Source organism: Desulfogranum aggregans (assembly GCF_055398265.1).
In genome coordinates this window covers 3,142,564-3,159,536 of record NZ_AP042447.1, presented here as the reverse complement: position 1 = coordinate 3,159,536, position 16,973 = coordinate 3,142,564, and the positions used below count along the sequence as shown (strand labels likewise).

Below are 16,973 nucleotides of genomic sequence, written 5' to 3'. Positions count from 1 at the left end.
GGGAAACCAGGAAAGTGTTTATTGCGCTGGAGATCACCCTCCAGCAAACATCATTGGCCCTCTTGGACTGTACCAACCAAGCCTTCTTTAGAATACGATAAATACGCGAGCACAGTAAGTCGAGAGGGAGGTGCTGTCAATGGTATCTTGAACGATTATTCAAGGTTGGTTCGTGCGCTTAACACCCTATTCAATCATGGTGACGAGAGAACGGTTTCCCTGAAAGGAACACCACAGTGAAGATTACCTGAAGGGCGCTTTCAGCGATTCTCAAATGAATTGACCGCTAATCGACAGAAATATGTTACAAGGTGTGCAGTTGAGATAGCCATACCGTGCTGCCGGTCATCCACCAAGACCACATTTGCGGTGGCGGCAGTGCATTGATCTACTCCGGGGTTGTCCGCCACGTTGCCGCCTTGCGCCTGCATTATGCTTCAACGCGCACTGTGCAGGTAAAAATAATAAATGGCGAGAGGAAGTTAAGGTAGAATTGAGGCTTTTTTGCAATCAAGGTTAAACAAAGCGAGTTGAGGGGGATCAACGTGGAAACAGATTTCAAGACCAGTTTACTGGAAATGGCCAACAGCATACGAACTGCAGCTGGGTATGAAACGAGTCAGGATTACCAAAAATCGTCATCCCTGGTAGCTGCAGATGTCATGGAAAAAATTCACGCGAATAAGGCCATCATGCCAACTGACGAAGCCTTTGGTCTGAAAGATGCTGTTACGAGCGCTATAATGTTGTGCATGATTGCTGCGCATCTTACCGAAACGCTTGAGAATGAAGGGGTAAAGGTTGATCTCTTTGAAATAATAGCTGAGAGCGGAAAGACGATTTATGCCCGTATCAATGAAGAGACGCGGCAAACACTTCTCGGCAAAGGTTTTGAAAACTACCAGGTGTTGATGAATGCGGTCGCTACACAGGAGCAGATTAAAAACTTTCGCGATGCGATGTACAAGCTGACGACATCATACATAGTCTCTTCTGGCACGAATACAGAGCAAGATATCCTGGAGAAGATGATGTTTGTCTACTGTCAGCAGTTTGACCAATTACGACAAACGCTTGAGTAAGTTCACTCCCATGCTCAGAGCCGGCCAAATCCACAGATCTTAGTGGCAAGCTATGACCTTGGCACGCTGCCCGGTCAACTACTCAGCCTTACAAGATGTTCTTGACAAAATCATTTGGCCAATTTACCATATGTCAAAATAAAGAGTGAGCGACATGGATAAGAAACAAAAGGCAATCATAGAAGCTAAGGCAAATGTTCTCAAAGCGCTGGCTCACCCAACCCGGCTATGGATGGCTGAGCAGCTCGAGCACGGAGAAAAATGCGTTTGCGAGTTGGCGGAATTCATTGATGCAGATTTTTCTACAATCTCAAAACACCTGTCTGTCTTGAAACAAGCAGGTGTTGTGGCGGATGAAAAGCGTGGAAAGCAGGTCTACTACAAGCTTAAAGTACCTTGTATTCTGAAGTATATGACATGCGTTGAAGCGGTGATAAAAAATCAGGCACAAGAACAGGCAAATCTGTTGTAATTTTTTTTGCACGATCATTTGGGCATATTGCCAAATGTCACAGTATGGACATGGGTCATGAATTGGAAAACTGAATGGAAGTATCTTACGTGGGTAGTGGTCATATTTTTATGCTGTTTCTATTTACCAGTCGGTACAGCGCGTTTTGACAATGCTGTACTGGAGGCTTTTCACCTGGTGAAATGGTATGCGGAGGAGCATGTCCTTCTCTGTCTTGTTCCGGCCTTCTTTATCGCCGGAGCTATCGGTGTGTTCATCAGCCAGGCCTCGGTGATGAAATACCTGGGAGCAGGCGCGAACAAAATTCTGGCATATGGGGTGGCGTCTGTTTCCGGAACCATTCTTGCTGTCTGCTCCTGTACAATCCTCCCGCTTTTTGCCGGCATTTATCGAATGGGGGCGGGACTTGGTCCTGCATCTGCTTTTCTCTATTCCGGTCCGGCAATTAATGTGCTGGCAATTGTACTGACCGCCAGTGTCTTGGGACCCGAACTTGGTTTTGCACGAGCATTGGGGGCTATACTCTTCAGCGTGGTTATCGGTGCCTCCATGGCCTTCATTTTCAGAAAAGAGGAACAGAGTGCTGCAGCTGCCGCCATCGTCATGCCTGAGGACGAGGTCACTCGTCCATTGTGGCAAAATGGCCTTTATTTTTTCTCCATGGTCGGAATCCTTGTTTTTGCAAACTGGGGCAAACCCCAGGAGCCCAGCGGCATTTGGGCATCGATACATGGTGCAAAGTGGTTGATCACTGCTGGGTTTGGCCTGCTCTTTGCTGCTATTCTGGTTGGCTGGTTTAATATGAAAGCCTGGAAGGTAGGCCTTGTAGCCCTGCTTGTGGCTGCAGCCGGAATTGGCTTGCCTGAGTACCCGGCACTGGCGTTCACTATCGGCTTTATCGGTCTTTCTGTGATTACCAGTCTGGATGATGGGGAGACAGGAAAATGGTTCTCTTCTTCCTGGGATTTTGCCAAACAGATTCTGCCACTGCTGCTGATTGGCGTTTTCATTGCGGGTATTCTTCTTGGCCGGGTTGGCCATGAGGGGCTTATTCCCTCGGAGTGGGTAGCACAAGCCGTTGGGGGCAATTCTTTGCGTGCTAATTTCTTTGCCTCGTTTGCCGGTGCGTTCATGTACTTTGCCACACTCACTGAAGTGCCGATACTTCAAGGGTTGATCGGTAGCGGCATGGGAAAAGGACCTGCACTCGCCCTGCTCCTCGCCGGGCCGGCGCTGAGTCTTCCCAATATGTTGGTAATCCGGAGCGTTGTTGGAACCAAAAAGACGGTTGTCTTTGTCTGTCTTGTTGTTGTCATGGCCACAGTTAGCGGCCTGATATTTGGAACGTTTTTTTAAAATAAAAGAGGTGAAACTATGATCTTTCAAGTGATGGGTCCGGGGTGCGCAAAGTGCAACCAGGTTGCGGAGAATGCTGCTGCTGCAGCAGACGAGTTAGGTGTAGAATACGAAATTGTGAAAATCTCCGATTTTAATGAGATGATGAAATTCGGGGTAATGATGACCCCTGCGCTCGCCATTGACGGTGACGTGAAAGCAGTCGGCAAGGTGCCCACCATTGAAGAAATTAAAGGCATGCTGCGCTGAAAAAGAAGGCGATATAGGAAGAAAACGCCAACAAGTCGCGGCTGCTTTTCCCTGGGGTAAAGCAATGGAAATATTTGAAAATACAAGCCTGGTGCTTGTGTAAAGCTGTTTTGCTGGTATTCCTGGTTGCAGGCGGTACATGTGCATCGACAGATAAGCAGGACATCCCGGTCCACGGGATGAAAACCATGGTTGACCTGGGTACAAAGAAGTGTATTCCCTGCAAGATGATGGCTCCAATTATGGAAGAGCTTGAAAAAGAGTATGCAGGCGAGCCGCCATGGTCTTTATTGATGTCTGGGAAAATCCACATGCTGGCAAAAACGTTGGAATCAGAGCGATCCCAACGCAAATGTTTTATGACTCAGCAGGAAAAGAAGCCCTGCGGCATGAAGGTTACTTGAATAAAGCCTCCGGTGTGACAGCGTTACAGAAACTAGGAGTGAAATGACCAATGGATCAGATATTTCTGACTATTCACGCCTGGATTGGCCAGGGCCTCCTCCTGGGAGGCCTTGGCTGAAATGTACTCTTGACGGAGTCTTCATTGATCCTCTGCTCCGCTTTCTAGATCTGGCTATTAATGATCGTATTGTTTCGCATACTCAGCGTCATTGTACATAGCTTCTCCATAGAGGTCCTCACCATAGGTGCCAATAATGTGTTGGCCCCGGTCGGATTGCAGAAAATCTATAAATTTTTCAGCATGTTTCTGGCCGGGGGTCGCGCCAGCAGGCTGGCAGAGGCCATGGTAAGTGTTGATTAGCATGGGGTCGCCCTTGAACAGCACGGTCAGGTTGGCCAGGCCTTTTTTTCCGGCAACCCAGGTTGAAGAATCGGTCATAAAATAGCCATTGATTTCATTCGCCTTGCGGAGTGTAGCCATCATGAAGTCTTTGGTGATGACATACCAATCGCCTTCTGGTTGGATTCCTGCTTTTTTCCAGATGGCGAGTTCCTTTTTATTGGTTCCCGAGTTATCGCCGCGGGAAAGGAAAGGAACCTTGGCATCAGCTATCATTGTGTAGGCCTGTGCAGCAGATTTCGCAGAGGCTATCTGTGCCGGATCATCTTGCGGACCGACGATATAGAATTCGTTTGAACCGATAAGCGTCCGTTTAATGGCCCAGCCGTCCTCGACGGCCTTTTTTTCCGCAGCTGGGGCATGAACCATTATCACATCTACCTTTTTCTCCTTGAGCAGCGCCAGAGACTTGCCTGAACCGGCTTTCTGCCAGCACATGGTTGTATTGTGTTCGGCATTGAATACATTTGCCAGTTCCTCCAAAAGGCCAAGTTCTCCGGGGCTACCTGTTGCGAGGATAAACTGTTTTTCTGTGGTTCCATATGTTGCTTTGCAGTTGTCTTTTGCAAAACCATTGCTGACAAGCAAAAAGCTGAGCAGGATTGCAGGCAGTATCAGGGTGAGTTGTTTTTTCATAAGCATCCCTCCAATTGTGGTGAAATTTTCCAAAAAAAACCGAGGCAACGTTGTCGCGTCGGAAATGTACAAGGTGCAGATATCTCTCCTGAGGGATGGTGTCAACACAATCCTGTGTTATATCAAAAGGATGACCATGAATGACTAAAAGCGACAGCTGCGTTGCTGCGCATATTTCTTCGGCTCTTGAAACAAGGGAGAACTCGATCAGTGGTTCACCCATTTAGATGGCATTGCCTGCAATGTCTGCGTTGAACACGCTGCTCCACCTCCTGCAGCATGGTTGCCGTAATTTTCTGTAGACTCTGGGTGATCGGCGCAGGCCTTGCAGGAGGTTGTATGCAGGCCTTCAAGCTATGGTGGTTTGAACATATTTATCTTCAATATATGTTCAAAATAAGCTCAGGGAAGAGCTGTGCCTATGATATTTTGAATGATTATTCAAAAGAAGGATATATAGTAGAGCTACGCACGTTGAATTGAATATAATGCCATCTTGCATAATGGTATTTTTGTCCAATTTCTACGTTATGCCCAATAATTATCTTCGAAATATTTTATATATGCCTGTGGAATTTTTTTTTCGCATGCCTTGACCTTGAACGAATATTCTCCTTATTCAAGATATCCATAAGTGAGTGAGGTACCTCCATGGCAAGAGCCCAATTCGACAGAAACGAGGTCATTGAAAAATCGACCGCACTGTTCTGGGAAAATGGTTTTAACGCTTCATCAATGAAACAAGTCGTGCAGGTCACAGGACTTCAACCAGGTTCACTGTACCTGTCTTTTGGCAATAAAGAGGCAATATATCGTGAGTCGCTGGAAACGTATGCAAACAAGTCCATCGCCCGGATACGGACCATCATGGACCGGGCGTCGAGTGTAGGCGAAGGAATCTGTGAGATACTCGAAAAAAACATTGAGGACGCAACCAGAGAAAAATACAGCAGTTGCTTTCTTATTAAGACCCAGATGGAGCTGGCTGCCGAGCGGAATGAGCTGTATAGGTATGCCTCTGAAAAATTGTCTGAAATCGAAGCGTTGTACAGGAGTTATCTGGAAAAAGAGTACAGTGAGGAGGTGAGTCGGCGACGGGCGACGAGTCTTATGCTGCACATCTTTGGCATGAGAACCTATGGTTACCAGTACGACTCGGCTGAGCGCATGCGTCAAGGTGTGCTGGAAGGGATGCCTTGGCTTCCCTGGAAGGAAAAGGGTATAAAGATGGTGCGTCCGTCAGCCTGAACAGAGGCGAGAGTCCTTTCCTCCAGTAGAGCAGAAAAGGACCTCGTGCTCGTTAATGCGTTGCCGGCAAGGCTGTTGGTTACTTTTTCAGGGCTTTGATCACTGCTGAAAAATCCTCGTCGCTGTAACCCTTTTCCCTGGCCATGACATAGGTGTTGTTTGCGGCACTGCTTGTATGCAGCGGCTGACTGAGGGTATCTCCGAGCTGCAGAGCCAGTCGCATGTCTTTCTGCATATGCTTTAGCGGGAAAGCCGTGGAAAAATTCCCCTCGGACATAAGCGGCCCTTTGAGTTGAAACATTGGGTTGTTGATTGCCCCTTGGATTAGAACATCAATAATATCTGAGTATTGAAAACCTGCTTTGTCGCCCAGTGAAAGCCCTTCGGCAAATGCTGTCATCATTGTGCCCATGATCATGTTGATGATAAGCTTCATCTGTGCGCCCTGACCGATATTCGGGAAATAGAATGATTTTTTCCCCATAATGTCCAGGGCTGCCTTGGCATCCGTGTAGAGTGATGCATCACCTGCACAGAGAAAAACCAAGGTGCCGTCCTCTGCCGGCTGCTTGCTGCCGGATACCGGGGCTTCAAGGTACCTGCCGCCCGTGTCCGTTATCGCCGTGTGAATGCGGCGAGAGGTTGCGGGGTCGACCGTTGAAACATCTATATAGGGCTTCCTGAATAATGTGTTTTGAGCCGAAAACAGATTGGCTCATGATCTTTGACAACTCGCACGCTGTAGGGCTAACCAGCACAGCCCCTCTATCACCCCTACTATGACGCCGAAAAAAGCCGTTAGAGGGGCTGCAGCATGTCGTAAAAAAAGAAAGAATAGACACAAAAACGCCTCCCGCAGCAATTTTTCCAGGTTCATCACAATGAAGGTGATGGCGATCATGGTTTCACTGGTTTGCGAGAGTTTGGCCATTATTCTTGCAAGGCCGAAACGGCGTTTACCCTGTCCAAACTTCCCTTCGATGGGAATCCGATCACGTTCATCCTGTCGCTGCTGAAGCTTTTGGGCCTTGAGTGCCCCGGCATTCTTTTCCGTCTTCTTCTGGGGCCTCCCCAGGGGTGGTCCAGACATGCGTATCCCGTGCTTCTTGCAGAACTTCCGATTATTTCGGGTGCGATAAATCTTATCACAATGGACTGATGCCGGATAATGCCCGAAGCGTTTTCTGTAGTCCTCAAGCTGAGGAATCAGGTCTCCGCACTCGTTGTAGGGATCCCAGGAAAGATGGTCAAGAAACACCTCCCCTTCGACCAGACTGGCTGAGAGTTTTGCCCCGAACTCAGTGGGAGCAGATGCCTTACCCCGTACAATGGGTCTCACGTGTGGCTGACTGATGCTGACGATCCGGTCATCAACTCGATGGCACCGGTTCTCATACATCCACAGTTGCTGACGGTGTAGTTCATGAATGACCAGCAGATCACGGTATCGGCGAGGGCGCAGATGAGTCAAGGGCACCTGTTTGCTCAACTGTTCTATGGTTCTGAGGTTACGGCCGAGGAAACGTAACTGTTGCCCAAGGGCTTTGCGTCTGTGACGACTGGCATGTTTGCGTTTTTTGACATGGGCAAGATAAAGACGATGCGCTTTCCTGCGGTATGTCCGCGGTTTGCGCTGCGTCCCCTTCAGCGGCTTAAACAGAATATCGATGATCTGTTCGCTTTTTATCCGAGCCTCGTTGACCAGGCTGATATCAGTAGGGTAACGGATGTCAGCCGGGGCACAGGTCGCATCGACAATCAGCTTGCCCTTGTTGCTGCCCGGTGAATCATCCTCATCATCGTTATCGTCTTGTTCTTTCTCAGCAGTGGCTTGCTGTGTCGCTTGCTCGGCATTGACTATGGCTTCGTTGATTTGATTGAGCTGCTCCAGGTTAAAACGCTTGCGAAAATGGACATACATGGAGGGATCGAATGGAGGTTCATCGCGAAATTCTTTGAACCCAAGAAAGAACTGTAGGTAAGGGTTCTCCTGGATCTGCAGTACGGCCTCCTCATCACTCACGCCAAGACGTTCTTTGATGATGAGAGCACCCAAGGCAACACGAGCCGGTTTAGCAGAAGGACCAAGGCCGCTTCCAGCAAACTGCTTTGCATAGAACGACTCAGCAAGTTCCCAGGGAATCATGTCGGCCAGTTTGACCCAACGATTATCACTTCGGAGTTTACCTCCAAAGGGGAGTACAAAGTCTACGAAACTGAGTTGTTTGCTATACCTTTTTCGATACATTATCAAATAAAAGTGCAAGGGTTTGATAGGTAACTATCCGTTTTTCCTGCACATAATAACACGTAGTCAAAAGAATTCCTATTTAATTTCAACTGGTTGAGAAATAATCAGGAAGCCCTATATAGGACTTGCCTGTCGATATTCCTTCCACTACCCCGTCTTTGTCAAAGCACAGGGAACAGGCGGCTGCTGGGTCAGAGACCATCCCAAAGGTGATATCGCACGCCGCAACGACGGCGGCGGCTGTTGCCGCCTGTTTGGCGCCGAGCTCTACCAGGGGGGTACATTTTTCTGCCGTTCTGTTCCATACTGTGACATCACACCCGGCTTTGAGCAGGTTGGCTGCCATTGCTCTGCCCATGATGCCTAGTCCGAGAAACCCGTATTTGTGCATTTTCCTTTCCTCTGTAGAGTCTTTTGGTTATCTCTCCTGCAGGAGATTTGCTCACCTGCCTTTCCGGTTGCCGTGCAGCTCTTCCATCAGTTGGGTATAGCTCTGGTAACGGCTTTCGGCAATATTGCCATCAGTCACGGCCTTTTTGATACCGCATTGGGGTTCATTGAGATGATTGCAACCGTTAAATTTACAATAGGGTTCGTAGGTTGCAAACTCACTAAAACAGTATTTCAGCTGATCAGCCCCTACCTCGTCCATGATGAGCGAGGAAAATCCGGGTGTGTCAACCACGTAGGAATCATCATGGAAACAGAACAGTTCTACATGTCGGGTGGTATGTTTTCCTCTGCCGTATTTCTCGCTCACCTTCCCTGTCTCGAGAACCACATCATCCTGGATCAAATTGAGGAGGGAGGATTTACCGACACCGGAAGGCCCAGCAAAAACAGTTGTTTTGCCATACAGCGACGCTTTGAGTTCGTCAATACCCCGTCCTGCCGCAGAACTGGTCGGCAAGACTTGATAACCTGTCTTTTGATACCTCTTGAGCATATCCTGCACCTGTTCCCCAGGCACCAGGTCAGTTTTATTGAAACAGATGAGAGCGTCGATGTTGTTGGCTTCTGCCATGACTAAAAATCGATCGAGCAGATGGAAGTTAGGCACAGGCCGGTGCACGGCAAAAACAATCATGACCTGATCCAGGTTGGCCACTGTAGGGCGAGTCAGATGATTGGTGCGTTCAAGAATCGTAGAGACGTTGCCAGCTTTCTTGGTTTCATCCACCTGCGCTACTTCAACATTGTCCCCAATAAGCGGTCTTATTTTATGTTTCCTCAGGATGCCGCGTGCTTTGCATTCATAAACGCCTTTTCCAGGGACATGTACAGAGTAAAAGCCGGCGATACCCTTGATGATCTTCCCTCTCACTCAGTAGACTCCTCAGTTAAAGATATTCATTGGATATAGTATTAGTAATCATATCTGCGAAAAAAAGCAGAGAGGTGGTAAGAATACGGCAACACAACATGGAGTGGCTTCGTGTACGACGGTACCCTCCTCATAACGCCGGTTGAATCGCTGCAGTCCGCCGCATGGAGAGTGACGAGGGGAAAACAAAAGGAGGAAAGACTCGCGGGCCACTGCTCCATGGGCGTAATGGCGAGCCTGGTAAAAGGGGCGCCATATTTCCGCGTCCACGATGCATTCAGGTTGCTGATATGTACCACCCTTTAACAGAGGTAACGACTTCCGGTGTGGTAACTCCGTAGTATCGTCATTTTCCGAACCGGAACTCTTCTCAGGTGCCCCAGATTTGGTCAAGCATTATTCCTCGCAGGTAAGCGACCAACGGGAGACTCCGTGGGGTGGCCGTGAGCAGCTACAAACAGAGTTCTTCGTGCGTAAGTCGAAAATGGCAGTGTGCTTCACTTTTTAAAGCACACATCAAGGTTTTAGTATCGTGGGTGCATGTTTCATTGATCTTCACCGCCTGTACCTGCTCACATAGCCAGGGCCTGGTTTCGAAAAAAGTCAGGACTGTGGCTGTACTGATGCTGATTCCTCTGCGAAGTATTTCGGCTCCACGGGATTGGGCAATGTAGTTGAACAATTTGAGGCTAATTGTTATGTGCTTGCCACTGTTTTCGGCTTCAGCAGCGTGATGAGATTCCAAGCCAGGGGAGGTGTGGATGCTACCCTTTCTGAACATGGCCCCCATGACCCCAAGACCAGGGACAACAGCTGAAAGAGCAATGACTGCACCGGGCTCTGTCAGGGGAGTGTAGACGTCATCGACCGGCTCACCATTGAGAAGTATTGTCTGTACATCTTTCTCAATGTATTCAGCGGTAAATCCCGGGAGTTTGAGAAGAAAGGAAAGCAGAGGTTCTCCGACCGTGGCTTCGAGCTCGAATGGGGATTGGAGCAGGGCCGTGAACTTTGCAATCCCATCCCGGTTAAGTTGGAGTGTTATAAACGGGATTCGGTCGTCATCAGATACGTTGCCGGTTGCTGGTTGGGTGTGCATAACCTGTTTCTCAAATTCGTAAAAAGGGTAAACCTTCATGCCACAAAGTGTTGCGGCACACAGGTTTACCGGGGATGTTGTTGACTGTACCCGCCCGTCGGGAGAGGAGGGGGAGACGTTTTTTCAGCTATGGTCGCCTTCGGACAATTTACCGAAGCAGTGCCTGCCCGCTATATGAAGCTCATCCCTGCCGGATGAAGAGCGTCTGTTTCCACTGCAGCAACACTATGGCTGCCAGAATCAGCAACGCTATGCCCCAGAGTGCTAAGGTAAAAGCGCCGGTCCTGTCAAAACAGAAGGCTGCGACTAAGGGAGCAACCGCGCCTGGAATGTTGGCTGAGAAGAGCCAGCCGTAGGTGGTGGCAACACTTTGTGCCCCCCATATTCTGGCTACTGCGCCGGCATAGAGGACCAAAACTCCTCCATAGTTGAACCCTGCCAGGGAGGAAAAAAGCAGCAGGCCGGTGGTGGAAGAGAGAATCGGTTCAGCAGCCATCAGCAGGACCGCCTGGGCAAACAGGTTTGCCTGGATCACATTTTTTGTGGCGAATCGATCGAAAATGGATCCCCAGGTGACCCTCCCCACAGCATTGGCTATGGCGAAAAGAGCAACCGCGGTTACCCCGGTTTGGCTGTTGGCTCCGGTAAACAGTTCCTTGATGTTGGCATTTATGGCAAATCCTGCCGCAAGGCCGGAAAACATGGCAAAGTAAAGGATCAGAAACGCATTGTTGGAAATGGTCTCCTTGAGTGGTGCCGGTTTTGCCTGTTCGGTCGTGGTTTCTTTGGGGTTGACCATAAAAAAACCGGCACTGACCGTCAACAGGAAAAAGACGATACCGAAAAGCCTAAACAAGTCAAAAGGCGTTGCTCCCCCTGCGATGAGGTAGCCGCCGATTTTGCTGACCAGGGCAGCTCCCCCTCCAAATCCGGCAACCGCTATGCCGGTGACCAGCCCTTTTTGGCGTGGAAACCATTTCATGCAGGTGGAGATGGGCACGATGTAGGCTATTCCTGCTCCAATGCCTGCAATAAGGCCATTGCCAAGAATTGTGAAGTTAAAGTTGGATAGACCAAAAGAGCTGAGGATCCAGCCGGTAGCAAACAGTGCGCCGCCAAACATGGCGGAAAAGCGGGGCCCGGTTTTGTTGAGAATGAGACCGGAAACGACCATGGTTGCAGGAAAGACAAAGTAAAAAACCGAAAACGGCACTTGCGCCGCAGCCTGCGAGAGGCTGAGTAATGTTTTAATGTCATGCACGTATACAGACCAGGAGTAGGTGGCCCCGAGACATATTTGCATAGCCAGAGCTGCAAGGATGACAATAAAACGCATCGATAACCTTCAAGTAGATGTTGTTATGTTTCCCATGCGCTCCTTTGATAGCTGTTGCTACCTGTAGCAAGGGTGGTTATTCATGGGTTAACGAGTGGATAGCACAAGGCTCGGTGCTGCTGTGAGGACGTCTTATTGACAAATGTGAGCCATTTTTTCCAGTCTCCTCACATGCCTTCCCCCTTGGAAGCGCGCATCAAGCCAGGCATCCACCATGGAGAGGGCATCTTCCTCGCTAATGAGCCTGGCGCCAAGAGAAAGCATGTTGGCATCGTTATGTTCTTTTGCCAGTTGGGCTGTTTGCACGTTCCAGCAGACAGCGCAACGAACGCCTTTCACCTTATTGGCGACCATGGCCTCTCCGTTGCCGCTCCCTCCAAAGACAAGGCCGCAAAAACTTTCTTTTTTCGCAACGCTCTCAGCAGCAGGGCGGCAATAATCAGGATAATCGCACGGTGCCTGATCGTGAGTGCCGAAATCAAGAAGGTGATATCCTTTTGACTGCAAATGGGCCTTTACCTTTTCTTTCAAGAGGTAACCAGCATGGTCGGAACCAAGTGCGATGGTTTGCATCATTGTGCTGCTCCTTTCTGTTTGTCCTTTGCCGGCACCAAAGGAAACAGAGAACTTTGGTTGATAAGTGGTAGCGGATTCCTTGAATCCTCAGCGCCAACCTGTGCCACCGGACAAAGCTTGACCGGGTGAGGAGGAAAGGACTCGCCTGATCTCCCACTGTGGTCCGAGCAAACGGGCTCGTCACCGTCAAAGTCCATCCCGCTTTTTCTGCGCTCGAAGCTGACTGGTCCTTCCTGTGGGAAGGACAAAGACCGGCGCTTGCATCTGCACCCTTTTTGCACGCTTACCAATACAGAACCTGTGGTAAAGTGTCGAGGAAAATGGTGATGCAATCGTGTATGGAAAAATATTCTTCATTCCCCGAGCCGAAGCTGGCTACCTTGCGGGAAATAATGTATTTTCCAACGAATAAAAGGGGTCATGCGCCAGGGGAGGCAGGGACAATCTGTCACTCTTTTCATCTCCACCCTTGCTCTCTTGCGGGATGGAAGCATGGACAGGACAGAGGAACAGTGGTCAGGGAGACGCTGTTGCAAAAATGAGAAAAGCACGCGAGACAGATGAAAACAATCGGTGAGAAGCGCACTGGCAGCTATGGGTGGGGAAATGCTCTCAGCGAAACCGACTTGATCCGGATTCAGGTCAACCAGACGGTTTCTCTGCTGAAAACCAATCTTATCCGGTATTACGACGCGCTCCATGAGCTCAGACGCCTTACCCTGCTCTTGCTGACCCAGCATCAGCAGGCAAGTCCAGAGACTATTGACAGGTGGTTTGCACAGGAGGGGTTCGGCGTTGATGCGGATGGATTCTGGCTGAGCCTGCCGTTGCTTGAACGCTTTCGTGCGGGAAAAGCATCTGCAGAAGCTATCAGCCACTCCTGGGATCCGGCGATTAAAGACCTGGCTGAGGCCAGGTGCCGGATGTACAGTTTGCGGGATATCGGGTCCTTTGTTCACGAAATCCATTCCCGCTTGCCAGGCTGTGGCTGGATTTATTATCAGGATGCCACTAATACTTCAATCCAGTTTCCCTACATAGACCAGGTAACAGCGATTACCCCTGATTTCGATTGGTCAACCTATCACACCTTTCAATCGGTTCACCCACGGGTCAATCCCGAGCGGGCAATCCGCTGGACACAGCCCACCGTCGACTATGCCGGGGAAGGGGTCATTCTTTCGGTATCGATTCCCGTTTATGCCGAGGATACGTTTATTGGTGTCTGGTCCATTGATCTGCCCATGAACACTCTTTACCAGATCTACATTGATGAGTCCCTCCTTGTCGGCCAGGAGAATTATATCTTGGACTGCCACGGGAACATTATTGTCCATCCTTCCATAGAAACCACCATCGATCGGGAAAAAGGAAGTCGTTACCAGCAGAATATCACAACCTTGGGGGGAGGGTTCGAGCAACTAGATTTCAGCGATCTTCTCGATAAGGAGGAGGGGGAGCTGCAGTTGCGAGGAGTAGGTAATGAGGAGTTATTGGCCTATTACGGTACCGTTCCAGAGATCGGCTGGATTTTTTTGGTTATTGTTCCCCAAGGCACCATGATGGATGCGGTGAATAAAAGGATAAACATCGCCTTTGAAAAAATCGTTGAGGGGGACTTTAGCCATCGGATTGACGATCTCCAGGAACTCGGTCGACAGCACCTGTTGATTGATGGCTATAATAAAATGGCTGCCGCGCTCCAATTGCAGGAAAAAAATCGTCTTCAGGCGGAGAGTGCGCTCCGTGAGAGTGAACAAAAATACCGACAGCTCTTTGAGAATGCCAACGACGCCATTTTTATCGTCCAGGCAGGAAGGATTATTTTTGCCAATCCGAAAACCATGGAGATGACCGGGTATGCGGAAGACAGGTTGTCCGGCATACCGGTGATTGAACTGATCCATCCAGACTACCGTGAGGAGGCCTTTGCCCATTATCAGCGGACCATTGGGTTTTCCCCGTCGGAAGCCGAGACGTTCAAACTGGCCAACAGTTGCGGGGAAGAACTGTGGGTTCAGTTAAATGCGGTGCGCATTACCTGGGAGGGCAAGGAGGCAACCCTCAATTTTGCGCGAGATGTTACCCGGCAGGTGCTGCTCGAACAACAGCTGCACCATGCCCAGAAAATGGATGCCATCGGTAAACTGGCCTCATCCATTGCCCATGAGTTCGGGAATCCCCTTATAGGAATGGGCTTTGCCATCCGTGATATCCGCAAACGTTCCTATCTCCAACCAGAGGATGTGAAACTCCTGTCATTGGCTGAACATGAATGTGACCGCATGCGAGAACTCATACGGGATCTTCAGCGTTTCAACCGGCCAACGACCGGCCGAAAGACCACGTTTCGTCTCCATCACCTGCTCGATGATCTGTTGATTTTTCATCGGCGCCTGTTTACGCAGCACAAAATACGATTGGTCCAGCAGTATGCAGCACAGGATATTATCCTCACTGCTGTGGAGGATCAACTCCGGCAGGTTTTTATCAATCTCATTTTCAATGCGGTAGATGCCATGGAAGCCGATGGCGGGGTGTTGACCGTCTCGACTTCACTTAATGGGGATAAGGTCACTGTCGGCATCGTGGACAACGGCACCGGTATTGAACCAAAGGCCCTGGACCATATTTTTGAGCCGTTTTACACCACCAAGTCAGAGGTGGAAGGGGTCGGGCTTGGGTTGCCGGTATCCTATGGGATCATCCGGGCCCATGCCGGTGAGATAACAGTGGCCTCCAAGCCGGGAAACACTGTGTTTAACGTAACCTTGCCGCTGTAAAGCGCGGTAACAGGACCGGACATGCCTGTCCTGTCCGCCTATGTCCCCTCGAGGGTGTATGCCTTATGACTGTCCATCCAGGCAGCCCTGAAAAAGCGTTGCGTGTACACCGTAGGAGCAAGCATGGGACGATTGACACCGGACCCTTGGCAGTAGCGTGTCGTTGGCCCTTACTTGCTGTAAGCCGTAGAGGTAGTAGCACCGCCTTCCCCGGTCCAGTTGGTATGGAACCATTCCCCACGGGGCTTATCTGTACGTTCGTACATGTGAGCACCGAAGTAATCGCGCTGGGCCTGCAGCAGGTTGGCCGGCAGGGTGGCGGTACGGAGGCCGTCAAAATAGTTGAGGGCGCTGGAGTGACAAGGGAGCGGAATGCCGGCAGCTATCCCCAGAGCAAGGGTTCGGCGGAGAGCGGTCTGGGCATGGTTGACCTTATCCTTGAAGTAGGGGGCCAGGAGAAGGTTGGTGAGCCCCGGCTCTTCCCGGTAGGCTTCACTGATCCTGTCAAGGAAGCTTGAACGGATTATGCATCCGCCACGCCATATCTCTGCAATCTCAGCATAGTGTAAACCCCACTCATACTGGTCGGAGGCTTCTTGGAGCAGGCTGAAGCCCTGGGTGTAGGAGATGATTTTTGCCGTATAAAGGGCTTTGCCCAAGTCGTCGAGCACCTGCTGCCGGTCGCCGTCAAAGACAGCCTCGGGACCGCTGAGTTCGTTGGAGGCAGCAACACGTAGCGCCTTGAGGCTGGAAAGGCAGCGGGCGAAAACTGATTCGCTGATCAATGACAGGGGGACCCCATAGTCAAGGGCGCCGATAACTGTCCACTTACCGGTCCCTTTCTGACCGGCGGCATCGAGGATTTTTTCCAGCAGCGGGGTGCCGTCGCTGTCCCTGTAGGCGGTTATATCGGCGGTGATTTCTATCAGGTAGCTGCTCAGGTCACCCTTATTCCATTGGCTGAAGGTGGCGTGGATGGCATCGGCGTCCATGGTGAGGACGGTGCGCATAAAATGGTAGGCCTCGCAGATTAACTGCATGTCTCCATATTCGATACCGTTATGCACCATCTTGACAAAATGCCCTGCACCCCCTGGCCCCATCCATGCCGTACAGGGTGAACCGTCCTCAACCTTGGCAGCGGCAGCAGTGAAGATTGGTTCCAGGTATGGCCATGCCGCCTCACTGCCGCCCGGCATGATCGATGGTCCTCTGAGCGCCCCTTCTTCTCCCCCGGAAACGCCTGTACCAACATAATGTACGCCGAGTGGCTCAAGGTACTGACAGCGGCGGGCAGTGTCATGATAATTGGAATTCCCGCCGTCGATAAGGATATCGCCGGGCTCGACAAAGGGGAGCAGTTGTTCGATGAACTGATCCACCGGCTCGCCAGCCTTGATCATCATCATGATTTTACGCGGCTTTTCCAGGCTGGCGACAAAATTTTTGACGTCCTCAAACCCGGTAATAGCCTTCCCGTGGGCTCTGCCTTCCAAAAAACGCTGGGTTTTGGCAAAGGTCCGGTTATATACGGCAACGGAAAAACCTTTTGATTCCATGTTCAGAACCAGGTTTTCGCCCATTACGGCCAGTCCAGCAATCCCAATAGTATTGTGCATGGCGTTATTCATTTGTCGGCTGAAATCATGGTTAGCCCGAGGAGATTTTCCTCAAACGTTTTCCCGGGCGTGGCGGCAATGCCGAGTACTGTGAGAGTACCAGCAGTGGACGCTGCTAATACGGGTCGATCTCTTGG

At 50.2% G+C, this 16,973-nt stretch carries 17 protein-coding genes; 8 read left to right on the top strand and 9 right to left on the bottom strand.

The genetic code is table 11. The features are described 5' to 3' along the window. Nucleotides 1-545: 545 nt before the first annotated feature. The 6 genes from ACZ52Z_RS13895 to ACZ52Z_RS13870 all read left to right on the top strand — a co-directional run bounded on the left by ACZ52Z_RS13895 (nucleotide 546) and on the right by ACZ52Z_RS13870 (nucleotide 3,563). Nucleotides 546-1,082, top strand: coding sequence for a hypothetical protein (locus ACZ52Z_RS13895; RefSeq protein WP_464267374.1), 537 nt, complete (start codon nucleotides 546-548; stop codon nucleotides 1,080-1,082). A 154-nt stretch (nucleotides 1,083-1,236) separates the two neighbouring features. Then, complete coding sequence (locus tag ACZ52Z_RS13890) at nucleotides 1,237-1,554, top strand: ArsR/SmtB family transcription factor (protein WP_464267373.1); 318 nt, start codon at nucleotides 1,237-1,239, stop codon at nucleotides 1,552-1,554. 57 nt (nucleotides 1,555-1,611) lie between these two features. Next, nucleotides 1,612-2,910, top strand: coding sequence for a permease (locus tag ACZ52Z_RS13885; RefSeq protein ID WP_464267372.1), 1,299 nt, complete (start codon nucleotides 1,612-1,614; stop codon nucleotides 2,908-2,910). Between the two features lie 18 nt (nucleotides 2,911-2,928). Further along, nucleotides 2,929-3,159 (top strand): thioredoxin family protein, encoded by a 231-nt coding sequence (locus ACZ52Z_RS13880; RefSeq protein WP_464267371.1) that lies wholly within the window; start codon nucleotides 2,929-2,931, stop codon nucleotides 3,157-3,159. Next, nucleotides 3,131-3,262, top strand: a complete 132-nt coding sequence (locus ACZ52Z_RS13875) for a hypothetical protein (protein WP_464270834.1) — start codon at nucleotides 3,131-3,133, stop codon at nucleotides 3,260-3,262. The genes ACZ52Z_RS13880 and ACZ52Z_RS13875 overlap by 29 nt, the downstream gene beginning before the upstream one ends. Before the next feature lie 76 nt (nucleotides 3,263-3,338). After that, the gene (locus ACZ52Z_RS13870; RefSeq protein ID WP_464267370.1) at nucleotides 3,339-3,563 is read left to right on the top strand and encodes a hypothetical protein; all 225 of its coding nucleotides are present in this window, start codon (nucleotides 3,339-3,341) and stop codon (nucleotides 3,561-3,563) included. A gap of 176 nt (nucleotides 3,564-3,739) precedes the next feature. On the opposite strand, the gene ACZ52Z_RS13865 is transcribed toward ACZ52Z_RS13870, so the two are convergent. Beyond that, on the bottom strand, nucleotides 3,740-4,600 hold the full coding sequence (locus ACZ52Z_RS13865; RefSeq protein WP_464267369.1) for an ABC transporter substrate-binding protein: 861 nt from the start codon (nucleotides 4,598-4,600) through the stop codon (nucleotides 3,740-3,742). A gap of 651 nt (nucleotides 4,601-5,251) precedes the next feature. Here ACZ52Z_RS13865 and ACZ52Z_RS13860 point away from each other — a divergent pair. Further along, the gene (locus ACZ52Z_RS13860) at nucleotides 5,252-5,848 is read left to right on the top strand and encodes a TetR/AcrR family transcriptional regulator (protein ID WP_464267368.1); all 597 of its coding nucleotides are present in this window, start codon (nucleotides 5,252-5,254) and stop codon (nucleotides 5,846-5,848) included. Nucleotides 5,849-5,927: 79 nt separating this feature from the next. Here ACZ52Z_RS13860 and ACZ52Z_RS13855 read toward each other — a convergent pair whose 3' ends face one another. The 7 genes from ACZ52Z_RS13855 to rpiB all read right to left on the bottom strand — a co-directional run bounded on the left by ACZ52Z_RS13855 (nucleotide 5,928) and on the right by rpiB (nucleotide 12,434). Beyond that, nucleotides 5,928-6,518 carry an NAD(P)-dependent oxidoreductase gene (locus ACZ52Z_RS13855; protein ID WP_464270798.1) on the bottom strand — a complete coding sequence of 197 codons (591 nt, stop codon included), beginning with the start codon at nucleotides 6,516-6,518 and terminating at the stop codon, nucleotides 5,928-5,930. Nucleotides 6,519-6,563: 45 nt separating this feature from the next. Next, on the bottom strand, nucleotides 6,564-8,096 hold the full coding sequence (locus tag ACZ52Z_RS13850; RefSeq protein ID WP_464266804.1) for an IS5 family transposase: 1,533 nt from the start codon (nucleotides 8,094-8,096) through the stop codon (nucleotides 6,564-6,566). 88 nt (nucleotides 8,097-8,184) lie between these two features. Continuing rightward, complete coding sequence (locus ACZ52Z_RS13845) at nucleotides 8,185-8,490, bottom strand: NAD(P)-binding domain-containing protein (RefSeq protein ID WP_464267367.1); 306 nt, start codon at nucleotides 8,488-8,490, stop codon at nucleotides 8,185-8,187. Nucleotides 8,491-8,541: 51 nt separating this feature from the next. Continuing rightward, nucleotides 8,542-9,423 (bottom strand): ribosome small subunit-dependent GTPase A, encoded by an 882-nt coding sequence (gene rsgA, locus ACZ52Z_RS13840; protein ID WP_464267366.1) that lies wholly within the window; start codon nucleotides 9,421-9,423, stop codon nucleotides 8,542-8,544. Nucleotides 9,424-9,874: 451 nt separating this feature from the next. Then, entirely contained in the window at nucleotides 9,875-10,522 is a 648-nt protein-coding gene (locus ACZ52Z_RS13835; protein ID WP_464267365.1) for a hypothetical protein, read from the bottom strand. A gap of 181 nt (nucleotides 10,523-10,703) precedes the next feature. After that, nucleotides 10,704-11,858 carry an MFS transporter gene (locus ACZ52Z_RS13830; protein WP_464267364.1) on the bottom strand — a complete coding sequence of 385 codons (1,155 nt, stop codon included), beginning with the start codon at nucleotides 11,856-11,858 and terminating at the stop codon, nucleotides 10,704-10,706. Between the two features lie 132 nt (nucleotides 11,859-11,990). Next, entirely contained in the window at nucleotides 11,991-12,434 is a 444-nt protein-coding gene (rpiB, locus tag ACZ52Z_RS13825) for a ribose 5-phosphate isomerase B (protein ID WP_464267363.1), read from the bottom strand. A gap of 560 nt (nucleotides 12,435-12,994) precedes the next feature. Between rpiB and ACZ52Z_RS13820 the strand changes: the two genes are divergently transcribed. Further along, on the top strand, nucleotides 12,995-15,217 hold the full coding sequence (locus tag ACZ52Z_RS13820) for an ATP-binding protein (RefSeq protein WP_464267362.1): 2,223 nt from the start codon (nucleotides 12,995-12,997) through the stop codon (nucleotides 15,215-15,217). A gap of 170 nt (nucleotides 15,218-15,387) precedes the next feature. Here the strand turns inward: ACZ52Z_RS13820 and gnd are convergent, their stop codons facing one another. Beyond that, a complete protein-coding gene (gnd, locus tag ACZ52Z_RS13815) occupies nucleotides 15,388-16,836 on the bottom strand; it encodes a decarboxylating NADP(+)-dependent phosphogluconate dehydrogenase (RefSeq protein ID WP_464267361.1) in 1,449 nt (482 codons plus the stop codon). Between the last annotated feature and the right edge of the window lie 137 nt (nucleotides 16,837-16,973).

What these genes read in the sequence shown, in the direction of transcription:
- ACZ52Z_RS13890 (WP_464267373.1), top strand. Translation starts at nt 1,237, where the DNA reads ATGGATAAGAAACAAAAGGCAATCATAGAAGCTAAGGCAAATGTTCTC.
- ACZ52Z_RS13885 (WP_464267372.1), top strand. Translation starts at nt 1,612, where the DNA reads ATGAATTGGAAAACTGAATGGAAGTATCTTACGTGGGTAGTGGTCATA.
- ACZ52Z_RS13880 (WP_464267371.1), top strand. Translation starts at nt 2,929, where the DNA reads ATGATCTTTCAAGTGATGGGTCCGGGGTGCGCAAAGTGCAACCAGGTT.
- ACZ52Z_RS13870 (WP_464267370.1), top strand. Translation starts at nt 3,339, where the DNA reads ATGAAAACCATGGTTGACCTGGGTACAAAGAAGTGTATTCCCTGCAAG.
- ACZ52Z_RS13865 (WP_464267369.1), bottom strand. Translation starts at nt 4,600, where the DNA reads ATGAAAAAACAACTCACCCTGATACTGCCTGCAATCCTGCTCAGCTTT.
- ACZ52Z_RS13860 (WP_464267368.1), top strand. Translation starts at nt 5,252, where the DNA reads ATGGCAAGAGCCCAATTCGACAGAAACGAGGTCATTGAAAAATCGACC.
- ACZ52Z_RS13850 (WP_464266804.1), bottom strand. Translation starts at nt 8,096, where the DNA reads ATGTATCGAAAAAGGTATAGCAAACAACTCAGTTTCGTAGACTTTGTA.
- ACZ52Z_RS13845 (WP_464267367.1), bottom strand. Translation starts at nt 8,490, where the DNA reads ATGCACAAATACGGGTTTCTCGGACTAGGCATCATGGGCAGAGCAATG.
- ACZ52Z_RS13835 (WP_464267365.1), bottom strand. Translation starts at nt 10,522, where the DNA reads ATGCACACCCAACCAGCAACCGGCAACGTATCTGATGACGACCGAATC.
- ACZ52Z_RS13830 (WP_464267364.1), bottom strand. Translation starts at nt 11,858, where the DNA reads ATGCGTTTTATTGTCATCCTTGCAGCTCTGGCTATGCAAATATGTCTC.
- rpiB (WP_464267363.1), bottom strand. Translation starts at nt 12,434, where the DNA reads ATGATGCAAACCATCGCACTTGGTTCCGACCATGCTGGTTACCTCTTG.
- ACZ52Z_RS13820 (WP_464267362.1), top strand. Translation starts at nt 12,995, where the DNA reads ATGAAAACAATCGGTGAGAAGCGCACTGGCAGCTATGGGTGGGGAAAT.
- gnd (WP_464267361.1), bottom strand. Translation starts at nt 16,836, where the DNA reads ATGCACAATACTATTGGGATTGCTGGACTGGCCGTAATGGGCGAAAAC.